Annotated in this window: 12 protein-coding genes; 7 read left to right on the top strand and 5 right to left on the bottom strand. The window is 72.2% G+C overall.

The window, feature by feature from the left end; translation table 11 throughout:
- The first annotated feature begins 96 nt into the window (after nucleotides 1-96).
- The gene (locus OG992_RS09735) at nucleotides 97-1479 is read left to right on the top strand and encodes a cation:dicarboxylase symporter family transporter (protein ID WP_266303027.1); all 1383 of its coding nucleotides are present in this window, start codon (nucleotides 97-99) and stop codon (nucleotides 1477-1479) included.
- Nucleotides 1480-1547: 68 nt separating this feature from the next.
- Here the strand turns inward: OG992_RS09735 and OG992_RS09730 are convergent, their stop codons facing one another.
- Nucleotides 1548-2420: a DUF4231 domain-containing protein gene (locus OG992_RS09730; protein ID WP_266303026.1), complete on the bottom strand. Its 873-nt coding sequence runs from the start codon at nucleotides 2418-2420 to the stop codon at nucleotides 1548-1550.
- A gap of 130 nt (nucleotides 2421-2550) precedes the next feature.
- Entirely contained in the window at nucleotides 2551-3189 is a 639-nt protein-coding gene (locus OG992_RS09725; protein ID WP_266303025.1) for a hypothetical protein, read from the bottom strand.
- 182 nt (nucleotides 3190-3371) lie between these two features.
- Between OG992_RS09725 and OG992_RS09720 the strand changes: the two genes are divergently transcribed.
- From OG992_RS09720 to OG992_RS09710, 3 genes are all read left to right on the top strand, one after another.
- Nucleotides 3372-4784, top strand: a complete 1413-nt coding sequence (locus tag OG992_RS09720; protein WP_266303024.1) for an NAD(P)/FAD-dependent oxidoreductase — start codon at nucleotides 3372-3374, stop codon at nucleotides 4782-4784.
- Nucleotides 4785-4871: 87 nt separating this feature from the next.
- Nucleotides 4872-7055 (top strand): FUSC family protein, encoded by a 2184-nt coding sequence (locus tag OG992_RS09715; RefSeq protein WP_266303023.1) that lies wholly within the window; start codon nucleotides 4872-4874, stop codon nucleotides 7053-7055.
- Nucleotides 7056-7454: 399 nt separating this feature from the next.
- Nucleotides 7455-8492, top strand: coding sequence for an aminotransferase class V-fold PLP-dependent enzyme (locus tag OG992_RS09710; protein ID WP_266303022.1), 1038 nt, complete (start codon nucleotides 7455-7457; stop codon nucleotides 8490-8492).
- A 49-nt stretch (nucleotides 8493-8541) separates the two neighbouring features.
- Here OG992_RS09710 and OG992_RS09705 read toward each other — a convergent pair whose 3' ends face one another.
- Both OG992_RS09705 and OG992_RS09700 read right to left on the bottom strand, forming a co-directional pair.
- Nucleotides 8542-9063: a peptidoglycan-binding protein gene (locus OG992_RS09705; RefSeq protein WP_238682991.1), complete on the bottom strand. Its 522-nt coding sequence runs from the start codon at nucleotides 9061-9063 to the stop codon at nucleotides 8542-8544.
- Between the two features lie 88 nt (nucleotides 9064-9151).
- On the bottom strand, nucleotides 9152-10324 hold the full coding sequence (locus OG992_RS09700; protein WP_210784959.1) for an acyl-CoA dehydrogenase family protein: 1173 nt from the start codon (nucleotides 10322-10324) through the stop codon (nucleotides 9152-9154).
- 196 nt (nucleotides 10325-10520) lie between these two features.
- On the opposite strand from OG992_RS09700, the gene OG992_RS09695 reads away from it, so the two are divergent.
- The 3 genes from OG992_RS09695 to OG992_RS09685 all read left to right on the top strand — a co-directional run bounded on the left by OG992_RS09695 (nucleotide 10521) and on the right by OG992_RS09685 (nucleotide 13872).
- Nucleotides 10521-11177 (top strand): TetR/AcrR family transcriptional regulator C-terminal domain-containing protein, encoded by a 657-nt coding sequence (locus OG992_RS09695; protein ID WP_238682992.1) that lies wholly within the window; start codon nucleotides 10521-10523, stop codon nucleotides 11175-11177.
- A gap of 68 nt (nucleotides 11178-11245) precedes the next feature.
- Nucleotides 11246-12700 (top strand): aldehyde dehydrogenase family protein, encoded by a 1455-nt coding sequence (locus OG992_RS09690; protein WP_266303021.1) that lies wholly within the window; start codon nucleotides 11246-11248, stop codon nucleotides 12698-12700.
- Nucleotides 12697-13872, top strand: coding sequence for an alcohol dehydrogenase catalytic domain-containing protein (locus OG992_RS09685; protein ID WP_238682994.1), 1176 nt, complete (start codon nucleotides 12697-12699; stop codon nucleotides 13870-13872). Before OG992_RS09690 ends, OG992_RS09685 begins: the two co-directional genes overlap by 4 nt.
- A gap of 225 nt (nucleotides 13873-14097) precedes the next feature.
- Here OG992_RS09685 and OG992_RS09680 read toward each other — a convergent pair whose 3' ends face one another.
- Nucleotides 14098-14361, bottom strand: a complete 264-nt coding sequence (locus tag OG992_RS09680) for a hypothetical protein (RefSeq protein WP_091402229.1) — start codon at nucleotides 14359-14361, stop codon at nucleotides 14098-14100.
- Nucleotides 14362-14394: the final 33 nt, after the last annotated feature.

Genomic DNA, 14394 nt, shown 5'->3' with positions numbered 1-14394 from the left:
CCACCACCTCCCTCGCCGCGCCACCGTTTCTGCCAACGCGGTGAACAGAATGACCGCAAGGCTGTCAACGGGTGAGACGCGGTTCACATTGTCGACATGGACACCACCACACCCGCCGCCACCCCGGCACCGGCGGTCCGCCGGGACCGTACCCGTTACCTGTATCTGGCCGTCATCGTGGCCGTGGTCGCCGGCATCGTGGTTGGCCTGGTCGCCCCCGATTTCGGCAAGGAACTCAAGCCGATCGGCACCGGCTTCGTCAACCTGATCAAGATGATGATCAGCCCGGTCATCTTCTGCACCATCGTGCTCGGCGTCGGCTCCGTGCGGCAGGCAGCGAAGGTCGGCAAGGTCGGCGGCCTGGCCCTCGGCTACTTCCTGACCATGTCGACAGTCGCGCTCGCCATTGGCCTGGTCGTCGGCAACCTCATCCACCCCGGCTCGGGTCTGAACCTCGGCCCGGACCTCGTCGGCTCCGGCAAGGCCGCCGCCGGTGACGAGGCCGCCGGAACGGCCGACTTCCTACTCGGGATCATCCCGACGACACTGCTCTCCTCGCTCACCGAGGGCAAGGTGCTCCAGACGCTCCTGGTCGCCCTGCTGGTCGGCTTCGCCGTCCAGGCCATGGGCCGACGGGGTGAGCCGGTGCTCAGCGCCATCACCGTCATCCAGCGGGTCGTCTTCAAGGTCCTCGCCATGATCATGTGGCTGGCGCCGATCGGCGCGTTCGGCGCGATGGCCGCCGTGGTCGGCGCGACCGGTGTGGACGCCCTCAAGAGCCTCGCCCAGATCATGGTGGGCTTCTACGCCACCTGTCTGATCTTCGTGCTGGTCTTCCTGGGCGCGCTGCTCTGGTTCGTGGCCCGGATCTCGATCTTCTCGCTGCTGCGTTACCTGGGCCGGGAGTTCCTGCTGATCCTGTCGACCTCGTCGTCGGAGTCGGCGCTGCCGCGGCTGATCGCCAAGATGGAGCACTTCGGCGTGAGCAAGCCGGTCGTCGGCATCACGGTGCCGACCGGCTACTCGTTCAACCTGGACGGCACGGCGATCTACCTGACCATGGCCTCGCTGTTCATCGCCGACGCGCTGGGCAAGCCGCTGGCCATCGGTGAGCAGATCTCGCTGCTGCTGTTCATGATCATCGCGTCGAAGGGCGCTGCCGGGGTCACCGGCGCGGGGCTGGCCACGCTGGCCGGCGGCCTCCAGTCGCACCGGCCGGACCTCGTCGACGGCGTCGGGCTGATCGTCGGCATCGACAGGTTCATGTCCGAGGCTCGGGCGCTGACCAACTTCGCCGGCAACGCGGTCGCGACAGTGCTGGTGGGAACCTGGACCGGCGAGTTCGACCGGGAGCGGGCGACAGCGGTGCTGAGCGGCAACGACCCGTTCGACGAGGCCACCATGGTCGACGAGCACGACGACGAGGCGGCGTCCCGCCCCGACGAGAAGGAGGCCACGCCAGCCGGAGCTCCGGCCTGATTCACGGCGTGCACCGGGGTCGCGGCGGCGCTCTGCCGTCGCGACCTCCGCCCGGCGGCGATCCACCGTCAGCGTCGGCGTGCTCGCCACATCGTGTGTTCCCGGGAGATCGCCGTCTCCGTGTCGTTGACGAACCGCGACAGCTCGGCCTCCGAGCCGAGCCGGGTGGCCAGCGACCCCATGGCGGCAAGCTCCTGACTTGCCAGGGCGTAGGCGGTCGCCACCGCGCCGTGTTGCCGGGTCTGCGTCCAGGCCGCGCCGGCCGCGACCGCAGCGGCGGCCACGCCGAGCAGGTCGAGGTCGGTCAGCCCGGCAGCCCGCGATACGGCCAGGGTCACCCCGATGATCTCCAGCACGAGCATGCTGACCGACCAGCGGGTCGCCCGCGCCCGATTCGACAGTGATCGCTCGGCGTACCAGGCTCGCTGAGCCTCCAGACGGCCGGTCAGGTACGCGGCGCGGCGCTCATCGAGGGGTGCGGCCCGTAGTGTCCGCATTCCTTCCGTGATCTGTTGCCCCGCCACCGCGGGTGCCGCCAACGCGGCGGCCGACATGTCCCGGGTCAGGCCCAACAGTCGGTTGGTGAATTCCTCGGCGCTGTCCGAGTCGCTTCGCCCTCGTGGAAAAGGGTCAGCCGCGGTGGTGAATCGCCAGGTGAGCGACTTGATGGATTCGGAGAGGGCTCTGCCGACGTACCACCGTTCACTGGGGCGATTGGTGAGGAGGAAGACCTCGACGATCGAGGTGGCGGCGAAGGCGCCCGCCGCGAGCGCCGGGCCCGGGGCGAAATTGTCGAGCTTCCACGTGGCGACTCCCGCGATCGCGGCCACCAGGAGCAGGGACAGCCGCAGCGCGATCAGGGTGGCGTACACGCGTTGGCCGCGCTGCGACTCGTAGGACACGGCTCGCTGAAACGGGGGAAGATCCTCGGCCTTCAGCATGTCGTTGACCTCTCGACAGAACGTCCAGGGCGTCGGCGGGGCTGAGCAGGGTTCCCGGCGAACAATCGGTACGTCGGCGGTGTAGACAGTAGACCCAGCCGTCCACCCGGACCCGTCCGACCGGGTGGGGCTAGGGCGTGGCGGTCTTGTCGCAGGGGACGCCGATGCCGAGGTTGACGCGGTCGTTCTTCCCGTTCGACGTCACGATGAGCGGTACGCAGCCGGCCCGCGCGACCCAGGTGCCCCCGACGAAGGCCATCCACTGAGCCTGCCCACCCTCCGGCGCGCAGGCGTGCACGGTGACGGTCGGCGCGGGCGGGCGGGTGCCGCCCCAGCCGAGCCGGGCCTTGTCCTGCCAGCCCGGCGCCACCCGCAGGTCGACGACCATGCCGGCGCGGACGACGAGCCCCCATTTGGCGAACAGTCGTGCAGCCGGATCGGCCTCTCCGGAACCTTCCGCCGCCAGCACCGGGGCGTCAGGCACCGCCACGTCCTCGCCCACCAACCGGTAGCCCGCCGGCGGTGCTGACAGCGTGTCGACCGGTGGCGTGCACGGCGGCCCACCAACGCCGGCGCCCGTCGACGGCGCCGCGCTGTCGGCCGGCGGCGTGGCGTGCTGGCGCGAGTCACCTGCCGGCGTGCACGCGGACAGGACCACCACCAGGCACAGGAAGCCCAACCCGGCGATCGGCGTGGTCCGGCTGCCCGCCCCGGGCTCCGGGAGAGCCGGGGCTGGCGGAGGCCGGGTCGCACCGGCATGGGCACTCACCCGATATTCATAGCTGGTGGCCGGACCCGGCGCGACCCTGGACAGCGGGGGTCCGCCGCGGATCCGACCACCGCACCCGGGGCGTCGACTCGACGTGGCGGGCCGACTGAGCGCTGACGGCAGGGGCTGAGGTGGTTACGGTCGTGGATGCCGAGGTTCCCGACCGTTCGAGGAGTGATCGCATGGCCCCCTCTCCGTCCCGGCTCTTCGCCGAGATAGCGACGGCCGAACCACCCGCCGAGACCAGAGTTGTCATGCGACGGGCGGTGGTGCTCGGTGGCAGCATGGCCGGGTTGCTGGCGGCCCGGGTGTTGAGCGACCACGCCGAGGAAGTGCTGATCATCGAACGGGATCCGTCCGATGTCGACGCCGGGCCACGGCCGGGTGTGCCCCAGGGCAGTCAGGTGCACGCGCTGCTGCCCGCCGGTCAGGTCCAGTTGGAGCGCTGGTTTCCCGGCATCGCCGACGAGGCGCTCGCGCTCGGCGCCCCTCCACCACCGCGCGACCCGGGCACGGCGAAGGTCTACGTGAACGGCATGTTGGGTCTGCCGCCCGCAGCGACCGGCACCGGGCCGGCGCTGATCACCACGCGTCCGTTCCTGGAGGCGCTGGTCCGCCGACGCACCCTCGCCGTCGACAACATCCGCATGGCGTACGGCCGGGCGGAGGGTCTGGTCTTTGACGAGCGGCGGGTCACCGGCGCCCGGTACGTGCCCGACGGTGGCACCGAGCCCATTGTCGAAGCGGCGGATCTGGTGGTCGACGCGATGGGGCGGTCCAGCCGGTTGAGCGACTGGCTGGCCGAGCACGGGTGGCCGCGCCCGCCGCTGCACCGCATGCCGATCAAGCTGAACTACGCCACGGCGCTCTTCACACGCGACGAGAAGGTCAGCGACGCCTGGGTGGCGGTCTTCCACACCATGGCGGGCAAGGGGCGAACCGCCCGGATCGGTGGGATCAACTCGGTCGAGGGGGACCGCTGGATCATGCTGGTGGCCGGGTACGACGGGGACCGGCCCAGCCGCGACGTCGCCGACTTCACCGCCCGTTGCCGGGAGCACTACCCGCAGATGTTCGGAGACATCGCCGAACACGGGGAGATGCTCGGCGGGGTGGTCACGTACCACCAGGCGGACAGCCGACGCCGCGACTTCGACAAGCTCGACCGCCTGCCCGCCGGGTTGGTCGCCGCCGGCGACGCGGTCGCCTCCTTCAACCCGGTGTACGGCCAGGGCATGACCTCCGCGACACTGCACGCCTCCTGCCTGTCGAAGTGGCTGCGTTCCGGTCCGAAGCCGCACGACGAACCCGCGCGCGCGTACTTCGACCAGGTCCGCGTGGTGGTCGACGCCGCCTGGCAGATCTCCACCACCGCCGACATCGAGCTGCCGCACGTCGACGGGCCGTACCCGCCCGGCTACAAGGTCACCAAGTGGTTCGGGGACCTGCTCTTCCGGGCCTCCCTGACCGACCCGGTGCTCAACGCCCGGCTGGGGCGGGTCACCACGATGCTCGACCACCCGGCCGCCCTGAGCCGCCCCGGCACCCTGTTCCGGGCCCTCCGGCTCGGCCTGCTCGGCGGCTCCCGGCGGTGATTCGTCGCCAAACCCGCCGCCCAGCGCGGGGCGCGGTGAAGAATGGTGGGCCGGGGAGGAGTGCTGCGACGAACCGGGGGAGCGGTAGTGCTCGGAACCAGCCTCCTTGGCCGGCTTCGCCGCCGTGACCCGGGTGACGCCGTCCTGCGCCGCGCGGCCCGGCTGACGCTCGTCGCGTCCGTCGTCTTCTACGGCTGCCGATACGGCGCGGGCAGCTCGACGCTCGCCACGTACGGGTTGTTCGGCACGATAGCCGCCGGGTCGTTCGCGCAGCTACCTGGTCCGGCGCCGCAACGGGCGCGGATCCTCGTGCTGTCGCTGCCGGTGGTGTGGGCGCTGATCGCGGCGGGCTCGATGCTGGCGTGGAGCACCTGGGCGGCCGCCGGTGGCATGCTGGTCGTCGGCTTCGTGGTGGCGTTCGCCGGGGTCGGCAATCCGCGCCTGGTGGGGTTGGCGAGCGCGTTCCAGCTCTTCTACATCCTGGCGTCGTTCCCCCCGTACCAGCCGGGCGCGCTGCCGGAGCGACTCTGTGGGGTGACCCTCGCCGTCGTGCTGCTCGCCGCGGCCGAGGTGTTTCTCTGGCCCGACCCGGTGCCGGTCTCCTACCGGCAGCGCCTGGCCGAGGCGGCGGACGGCGTCGCCGCATTCATCGACGCCGCCGCCGGGCGGTTGACCGACCCGCACGCCGCTGCGGGTGATCGGGACAGGCGGCGCGAGCGGGCGTACGACGTGGTGGCGGCGATCGAGTTGAACCGCAGCCCTCCGGCGTGGGCGCCCACCGCGGCGGGCGCTCAGGATCGGGCGTTGCGGATCTGCGCTGCCGCGTTACGGGAGGTGCTCGCCGAGGCGGACCGGTTGGCGGCGGACGCCCCACCGGAGCCGATCCCGGACCTGGCGGCGGCGCGTCTGCTGCGCTCGTGCGCGGACACCACCCGCGCGGCCGGCCGGAGCCTGTCACCGGGTGCCCCGGCGGTGGCCCCGGCCGACGTGGACGTGGCGGTCGGACGAGCCGAGGCGGCGTACCCGATGGGATCCGGCCAGGTCCGCGACGCGCCGGACGTACCCCGGTTGTGCCGGGACGCTACCGCGCTGGCCCTCGCGGACCAGGTGCGGGTCCTCGTCGTCGGTTCCCGGGTGGCCACCGGGGCGCGGCTCGGCGGCGACGACGCCTCCTCGGAGCTGTTCGAGTACGCCCGGCGCAGCCCGTGGACGCTGTACTGGTGGCAGTTCCGCTCTCACCTGGCGCCGCGCTCCGCCCACCTGCACAGCTCGCTGCGGCTGGCCGTGGCGCTCGCCATCGCCCGGGTGGCCGCCGGGGTGTTGCAGCTGACCCACGGCTTCTGGGTGCTGCTGGCCACCCTCACGGTCCTGCGCACGTCGGCCGCCGACACCCGCACGGCGCTGCGGCCGGCCGTGCTGGGCACGATCGTCGGTGCGGTCGTCAGCGGCGGGGTGATGCTCGTCGTCGACGAGCCGATCGTGTACGCCGTCGTCCTGCCGATCACCCTGCTGCTGGCCTTCGGCGTCGGCCGCCTGCTCGGTCCGGTGTGGCAGCAGGCGCTGTTCACAGTGCTGCTGACGGTCGTCTTCGCCCAGCTCAGCCCGGAGGGGTGGCGGCTCGCCGAGGCCCGCCTCGTCGACGTGCTGCTCGGCGCGGTGATCGGCGTGCTCGCCGGGGTGGCGATCTGGCCGCGCGGCGCGGGCCACGACCTGCGGCACAACGCCACCCGCTACCTGGCGGCCAGCGCGGACGCTGTCGAACAGACGGTCCAGTCGATGCTCGGCGATGCCCCGCCACCCGCGCGTGCCCTCGCCCGGGTCCGTCGCCGGATGGTCCTGATCGACTCGTCGTACTGCCAGTACCACTCGGAGCGGCACGACCCGCACCGTCAACAGGTGAACTGGGACGCTGTGCTGAGCGCCGGGCACCACGTCGTGCCCGGCGCGGAGTCGCTGCTGCGCCGCAACCCGCCCGGCTGCCTCGCCGGTTGGCCCGGGGCGGCGGCGCTGCTGGGGGACTCCGCCGGGCGCCTGCGATCGGCGTACGACGCCCTCGCCGACGAGGTCGCCCACGGCCGGACATCGGAGCGGGCGTCGGTCTCGAGCACCTGCGTCGACCAACTGGACCGGATCCGTCCGCTCCTCGGCGAGGCCGACCATCAGTCGGTCCGGCACCTGGTGGAGGTCGACAGGTGGCTCGCCGGCCTCGCCGACAGTCTCGCCCGGATCCGCCCGCCCGTTGTCGGCGGGCCGACCGGCCACCGCGACTAGCAATTACGGTGGCCCGGTACACCGAGGCGCGTGCACCCTCGTCTGCGCTCTTCCCGCCCTTGAGCGCAACGGGCTGGGGTTGCGCGCCCGGAATCGTCGATCGACGACATCCTGCGCATGACCTCCGGCGTCAGCACGGTCTCGCATGTTGACGTCGTCCAGCGCGACCGCGTCCCCGGGCTGACCATCGACGGACCGCGAGCTGCCTCTGCTCACTGAGCAACCCATCCGGCCCGGCAGGGTGCTCGTGAGCGTGATGACTGAGAGTCATACCGATGCCTCACCGTCATCACGCTCTTCAGGGACTGATGCCTGCTGACGCGCCTCGGAGCCCTGGGAGCGCCACAGGTCGCGGATTGGCCGTGCCCGTCGCGCGTCGTGCGGCCTAGCGTCGACGGCATGGAGATCGAGCAGGCGCAGAAGCTGTGGCAGCCGGAGCCTGGCTGGTTGAACACCGCCAGCTACGGGTTGCCGCCGGAGCCGGCGTGGGCGGCGTTGCAGGAGGCTCTCGCGGCCTGGCGGGTTGGTCGGACGTCGTGGGAGGGCTGGGGCGAGTCGGTGCACCGGTCCCGTGCGGCGTTCGCCGACCTGATCGGGGTGCCGGTCGGTGACGTGGCGGTCGGCGCGGCGGTGTCGCAGCTCCTCGCGCCGGTCGCGGCGGCGCTGCCGGCCGGTGCCACTGTGGTGGTCCCCGAGGTCGAGTTCACCTCGAACCTCTTCCCCTGGCTGGTGCAGGAGGAGCGTGGCGTCACGGTTCGCACGGTGCCGCTGGAGTCGCTGGTCGACGCCATCGACGCCGATACCGACCTGGTGGCGTTCAGCCTGGTCCAGTCGGCCGACGGGGCGGTCGCGGCGTACGACGAGATCGTGGCCGCGGCCCGCGCGCACGACGCGCTGGTGGCGGTGGACGCTACCCAGGCGTGCGGCTGGCTGCCGTTCGACGGCAGTCGGGCCGACGTGGTGGCGGTGGGCGGCTACAAGTGGCTGATGAATCCGCGCGGGACCGCGTACGCCTATCTGGCTCCCGGGTTGCGCGAGCGGCTGCGCCCCGACGCGGCGGGCTGGTACGCGGGCCGCGACCCGCACGCCTCCTACTACGGCCCGCCGCTGCGGCTGGCCGACGACGCCCGCCGGTTCGACATCTCACCGGCCTGGTTCAGCTGGGTCGGTGCGACACCCGCCCTGGAGGTGGTCGCCGAGATCGGCGTGTCGGCGATCGGGGCGCACAACGTGGCGCTGGCCAACCGGTTCCTGACCGGGCTGGGCCGGGCGCCGGGGGAGAGCGCCATCGTCAGCGTGGACGTGCCGGACGCGGAGCAGCGCCTGGCGGCGGCCGGCATCCGGGCGGCTGTGCGCGCCGGACGGGTCCGGGCCTCGTTCCACATCTACTCCACCGAGGCCGACGTGGACGCCGCGCTCACGGCGTTGACCGGCTGAACCCGGCGCCGAGGACGGCCGGCCGCGCGGCCGGCCGTCCTCAGCGGCATCAGGAGCAGACGCCGAAGGTCGCCGCGGTGTACGAGAGGGGTCGCCACTCCAGGTCGACCCCGAGGCTCATGTCCCACGTGCCGTTGGCGAGGCGCCCGAAGTAGATGAAGTTGCTGCCGAGCCCGTCGTAGTAGAACCAGCTGTCGCCCTCGTACGTGCTGAGGCGGGTTGCTGCCCTGGCTAGGGTCTTGGGACCGACGACGCCGTCGCTCACGAGGCCCCTGTCGCTCTGCCACCGCCTGGTGGCGGCCGTCGTCACCGCACCGAACCTGCAATCGACGCCGGAGGCGGCAAGGTAACCGTCGGCAACCAGGATCTTCTGCCACATGGCGACGACGTTGTTGTACGACCGGGTCGACGCGGAGATGGGCCCTTCGTCGTTCCAGTCGTCGGTCCAGGTGCCCGAGCCCGCGACGTACCCCTGGCTGACGTTGGCCGACGCCGGCGCGGCCGGGATGGCGATGGCGCCGACCGTGGCGACGACGATCGCCGTCGCCACGGCCCTGATTCGTAGGTGCATGGAACATCCCCCTTTTGCTGAGTGGCAGCTGTCATGGGGGTAGATGGCCGGCGGACCTACTTTGTTCACGACGGGCGGACATTCGATGTCAGGCCAGGTGGCCACCGATCTTCGTGTAGCCGCGCAGTAGGTCCCGCGAGATGATCAGCCGCTGCATCTCGTCGGTGCCCTCGAAGATCCGGTAGAGCCGGACCTGCCGGTACCAGCGTTCGATCGGCAGTTCTCGGGTGTAGCCCATGCCGCCGTGGATCTGGAGCACCCGGTCGACCACCCGGTTGACCATGCCGGCCCCGTAGAGCTTGCCCATCGACGAGGCGTGCCGGGGGTCCAGGCCCGCGTCGACAGTCCACGCCGAGCGCAGCACCAACCAGCGGGCCGCCTCCAACTCCGTCTCGGAGTCGGCGATCATCCATTGGATGGCCTGGTTGGCGCCGATCTTCGTGCCGAAGGTTTCCCGGGTGTTGGCGTACTCGATGGCCATCTGCAACACCCGCTCGGCGATGCCGATGGCGTGCGACGGGATGGTGTAGCGCCCCTTGCCGATCCACTCCATGCCGAGCGTGAAGCCCTGCCCGATCTCACCGAGGATGTTGCGGTGCGGCACGCGTACGCCGTCGAAGATGAGTGACGCGGGGCCGCCCTCGCCCATCGTCTGGATGAACTCCGAGCGCCAGCCCATCGACCGGTCCACCAGGAACGCGGTGGCGCCGCCGTTGCGGGCGCCCTTCTCCCGGTCGGTCACGGCGACCACGATGGCGAAGTCGGCGTCGTGGCCGCCGGTGATGAAGGTCTTCTCGCCGTCGAGGATCCAGTCGTCGCCGTCGCGGCGGGCGGACAGCCGGATGTTCGCCGCGTCGGATCCGGCGCCCGGTTCGGTGATCGCGAAGCAGGAGCGTCGCTCGCCCTCGATGGTCGGGATGAGGAACTCCCGCTTCTGCTCCTCGGTGGCGTGGAACAGGATGTTGTCCGCCTCGCCGCCGAAGCGGAACGGCACGAACGTGCGGCCCAGTTCGGTCCAGATCAATGACTGGAGTACGGCTGGCAGGTTCATTCCGCCGTACTCCTCGGGGGTGGCCAGGCCCCAGAAGCCGAACTTGCGCGCCTTGAGTTGCAGTTCGCGCACCTCGGAGTGGTCGAGGCCCGGCTGGTGCGCCCGTTCCCGGCGGAGCACCTCCGCTTCCAGGGGCATCACCTCGCGGGTGATGAACGCGCGCACGGTGTCTCGGACGGCGCGTTCCTCGTCGGACAGTGCGAAGTCCACGGTTCCCCCTCGGTCGGCGTGGTGGTGCGCCGCCACGGACGGTGGCGGTCCCTCATAAACTAGCGGTGTAAGTTTTCATTCGTCCAGACCCCTTCTCCGGCCGACGTGGTGACGCCTGCCCGCAGGCGGTCCCCGATAGGGTGCGTGAACAGGTGGTTCCCACGGGGAGGGACACCGCAGACCGAGGAGTTCCGACGTGCCCCGACCTCGACGGCCTCTGCTCACCCGCGACGGGATCGTCGAGACGGCGCTCGCGCTGATCGACGCCGACGGGCTCGGCGCGCTCTCCACCCGCCGACTCGCCGCCGCGCTCGGCGTGCAGGGTCCCTCGCTCTACAACCACTTCGCCACCAAGGACGAGATCCTCGACGCGGTCGCCGACACTGTCACCGGTGCCGTCGACACCAGCGGCTTCGCCAGCCGGGACTGGCTCACCGCGCTGCGGGACTGGGCCTGGTCGTACCGGCGGGCGCTCACCGCGCACCCGAACATCGTGCCGTACCTGGCGCAGGGGCCGGGTCGTCGGCCGGCAGCCCTCGCCATGGCCGACGCGGTCTACGGCGGGCTGGTCCGGGCCGGTTGGCCGCCGGCCCGCGCCACCCACATCGGCGCGGCGCTGCGGTACTTCGTGGCCGGGTCGGCGCTCGGCTCGTTCGCCCGTGGTTTCGTCGAGGACCCGGAGCTGTACGCGGCGCACTACCCGCACCTGCGTCAGGCCCACCGGCTCGCCGAACACCAGCAGAGCGTGGACGAGGGTGCCTTCGCCCTCGGCCTGGACGCCCTGCTGCACGGTCTGGCCGCCGAGTACACCCGCACCGTCGAGACGGTGGAGTCCGCCCGGCCCAACGGGTAGCGTCCAAACTCCCAGCGCTAGTTTCATCGCCCGTCGCGACCCCACCGCCCACCCCTCGAAGGGACGACATGGACCTCGCCGCCCCGCCGTCGTTGTTGCCCGACTCCCTGCGCCTCCGGCGCCACCTGCACGTCGGCGGGGAGTGGACGCCCCCCGCCGACGCCGGTCTCATCGACGTGGAGAATCCGAGCACCGGGGAGCTGATCGGGCAGGTGCCGGCCGGCACCCCGGCCGACGTGGATCGCGCCGTGGCCGCGGCCCGGGCCGCGTTCCCCGGCTGGTCGGCCGCGACCCCCGCCGAGCGCTCCGCCCACCTCGACCGGCTGCACGCGGCGCTCACCGCCCGCGCCGACGACCTCGCCCGCACCATCGCCGTGGAGCTGGGCTCGCCGCTCAAGCTCGCCACCCGGATGCAGGTCGGGCTCCCACTGACAGTGCTGCGCGACCACGTCGCGCTCGCCGCCCGCGCGCCGGTCGACGAGACGATCGGCAACTCCCTCGTCGTCCGCGAGCCGGTCGGCGTGGTCGGCGCGATCACCCCGTGGAACTACCCACTGCACCAGGTGATGGCGAAGCTCGCACCCGCCCTGGCCGCCGGCTGCACCGTGGTGCTCAAGCCCAGCGAGCTGACCCCGTTGACCGCGTACCTGCTCTTCGACGCGGTCACCGAAGCCGGCCTGCCGCCGGGCGTGCTCAACCTGGTTCCCGGCACCGGGCCGGTGGTCGGCGAGGCCCTGGCCGGGCACCCCGACGTCGACCTGGTCTCGTTCACCGGCTCCACCGCCACCGGCGCGCGGATCATGCGGCTCGCCGCCGACCGGATCGCCCGGGTCGCGTTGGAGCTGGGCGGCAAGTCCGCCAACGTGATCCTCCCCGACGCCGACCTGGGCACCGCGGTCAAGGTGGGCGTCGGCAACGCCCTGCTCAACTCCGGGCAGACCTGCACCGCCTGGACCCGGATGCTGGTGCACAGCGACCGGTACGACGAGGCGCTGCACCTGATCGCCACGGCAGTGGCCGGCTACCGCCTCGGCGACCCGTTCGACCCGGCGACCCGGCTCGGCCCGCTGGTCTCCGGCGCCCAGGCCGAGCGGGTTCGTGGCCACATCGACCGAGCCCTCGCCGACGGTGCCCGGCTTGTCGCCGGCGGTCCCGACGCCCCGGTGCCGACCCGGGGGCACTTCGTCGCCCCGACCGTCTTCGCCGACGTGCGCCCCGACAGCGCGCTCGCCCAGGAGGAGGTCTTCGGCCCGGTGCTCGCCGTGATCCCGTTCGCCGACACCGATGAGGCGGTCGACATCGCCAACAACTCGAAGTACGGGCTGGCCGGCGCGGTCTGGTCCGCCGACACCGACGCGGCGCTCGCTGTGGCCCGGCGGCTGCGCACCGGCGCCGTCGACATCAACGGCGCGCCGTTCAACCCGCTCGCCCCGTTCGGCGGCTACAAGCAGTCCGGCCTGGGCCGGGAGTTGGGCGTGCACGGGCTGGCCGAGTTCTGCGAGCTGAAGGCGATCCAGCGATGACCGATCCCGAGCTGTCCCCGACCGTGCCCGCGGGCCGGCCCGAGCTGTCCTCGTCCGCGCCGGGTGGAGGCGCCGAGCCGGCGTCCGCGCCGGTCATCGTCCGCGCGCTGGTCGCGCGCGGGTCCGGCGCCGAGCTGCGGGTCGAGCGGGTACGCCTGCCCGCGCCCGGCCCCGGCGAGGTGCGGGTGACGATCAGGGCGGCCGGTGTCTGCCACTCCGACCTGTCCATGGTCAACGGCACCCTCGCCGCGAGGTTCCCGCTGGTGCTCGGGCACGAGGCGACCGGTGTGGTGGCCGAGGTCGGGCCGGGCTGTCAGCTGACGGTCGGCACGCCGGTAGTGCTCAACTGGGCACCGGCCTGCCGGGCCTGCTGGTGGTGTCGGCGCGGCGAACCGTGGCTCTGCGCCGACACCACGGCCCCGACAGTGCCGCGCGGTGAGACCGACGACGGGGTCCCGCTGCACCTGACCCTCGGCCTCGGCGCGCTCGCCGAGGCGGTGGTGGTACCCGAGCGTGCCGTCATTCCGATCCCCGCCGGGCTGCCGCCCGAGCAGGCCGCACTGCTCGGCTGTGCCGTGCTCACCGGCGTCGGGGCGGTCCGGAACACCGCCCGGGTGGCACCCGGCGAGTCGGTAGCGGTCGTCGGGCTCGGTGGGGTCGGGCTCGCCGTGCTCAGCGCGGCCCGCCGGGCCGGTGCCACGACGATCCTGGCCATCGACGTCGCCGAGGCGAAGCGGGACCTGGCGCTCGCCGCCGGGGCGACCGACTTCCTGCTCTCCGACGACCGGCTCTCCAAGGAGGTACGGGCGCGCACCGAGAGCCGGGGCGTCGACCACGCCTTCGAGTGCGTCGGTCGGGCCGCCACCATCCGCGCCGCCTGGCGGCTGACCCGGCGCGGGGGAGCGGTGACAGTGGTCGGCATGGGCGCCAAGGACGACATGGTCAGCCTGGGCGCGCTGGACATCTTCCACTCCGCGCGCACGCTGCGCTCCTCGGTGTACGGCTCGTCCGATCCGGACCGGGAGGTGCCGGTGCTCGCCGCCGAGTTGGCCGACAGCGCACTGGATCTGGGTGTGCTGGTCAGCGGGACGGTTCCGTTGGACGAGGCGCCCGCGGCGTTCGACCGGTTGGCGCGGGGCGAGGGCGCTCGCTGGGTGGTCACCCTGGACTGACGCCGGTCACAGCCGGGAACTCAGCGCGTCGACGACGCGCAGTGTCGCCCGTTCCTGGTGGGCGACGACGACTTCGACCTCCGGCACGACGGCCATTGTCGCGTCACGACCACCGCCATCCCAGCGATTTTGGTCGGGGGCGACTGGCGCGGTTGGCCAGGTGCCCTGGGTCGACCCGGGAAGGGCCAACCCTGGGCACCCGGGCGACGAGAGCCGGGCGACTGGTCAGAAGGGTGGGGCGTCCTCGCCCATCAGCGCCAGCACGACGCCGCCCTTGCCGCTCTTGAGGCCCTGGACGACGACCTTGCCGGTGCTGCCGTCGGGCAGCTCCAGGGTGAAGGTCTTGCCGACCGCGTTCTTGGGGCCGTTGCCGGCGCTGTTGGCGGGCCGGAAGTCGCCTGCCCAGGGCGGAATCCCGCCCCTACGGGCCGGCTCGGCGAAGAGCGCGGCGGTGCCGGGGGTCCTGGTGCCGTCTGAGGAAAGGAGCACTGAGGCGCTGCGAAAGGTAGCCATATGCGCCAA

This window comes from Micromonospora sp. NBC_00362, assembly GCF_026342155.1.
In the GTDB taxonomy this organism is placed as follows: Bacteria; Actinomycetota; Actinomycetes; order Mycobacteriales; family Micromonosporaceae; genus Micromonospora; species Micromonospora hortensis.
This window is presented reverse-complemented; position numbering and strand designations above follow the sequence as displayed.

Bases quoted from the DNA above. Each gene is read 5' to 3' on its own strand.
- OG992_RS09710 (WP_266303022.1), top strand. From the start codon at position 7,455: ATGGAGATCGAGCAGGCGCAGAAGCTGTGGCAGCCGGAGCCTGGCTGG.
- OG992_RS09720 (WP_266303024.1), top strand. From the start codon at position 3,372: ATGGCCCCCTCTCCGTCCCGGCTCTTCGCCGAGATAGCGACGGCCGAA.
- OG992_RS09705 (WP_238682991.1), bottom strand. From the start codon at position 9,063: ATGCACCTACGAATCAGGGCCGTGGCGACGGCGATCGTCGTCGCCACG.
- OG992_RS09690 (WP_266303021.1), top strand. From the start codon at position 11,246: ATGGACCTCGCCGCCCCGCCGTCGTTGTTGCCCGACTCCCTGCGCCTC.
- OG992_RS09730 (WP_266303026.1), bottom strand. From the start codon at position 2,420: ATGCTGAAGGCCGAGGATCTTCCCCCGTTTCAGCGAGCCGTGTCCTAC.
- OG992_RS09735 (WP_266303027.1), top strand. From the start codon at position 97: ATGGACACCACCACACCCGCCGCCACCCCGGCACCGGCGGTCCGCCGG.
- OG992_RS09685 (WP_238682994.1), top strand. From the start codon at position 12,697: ATGACCGATCCCGAGCTGTCCCCGACCGTGCCCGCGGGCCGGCCCGAG.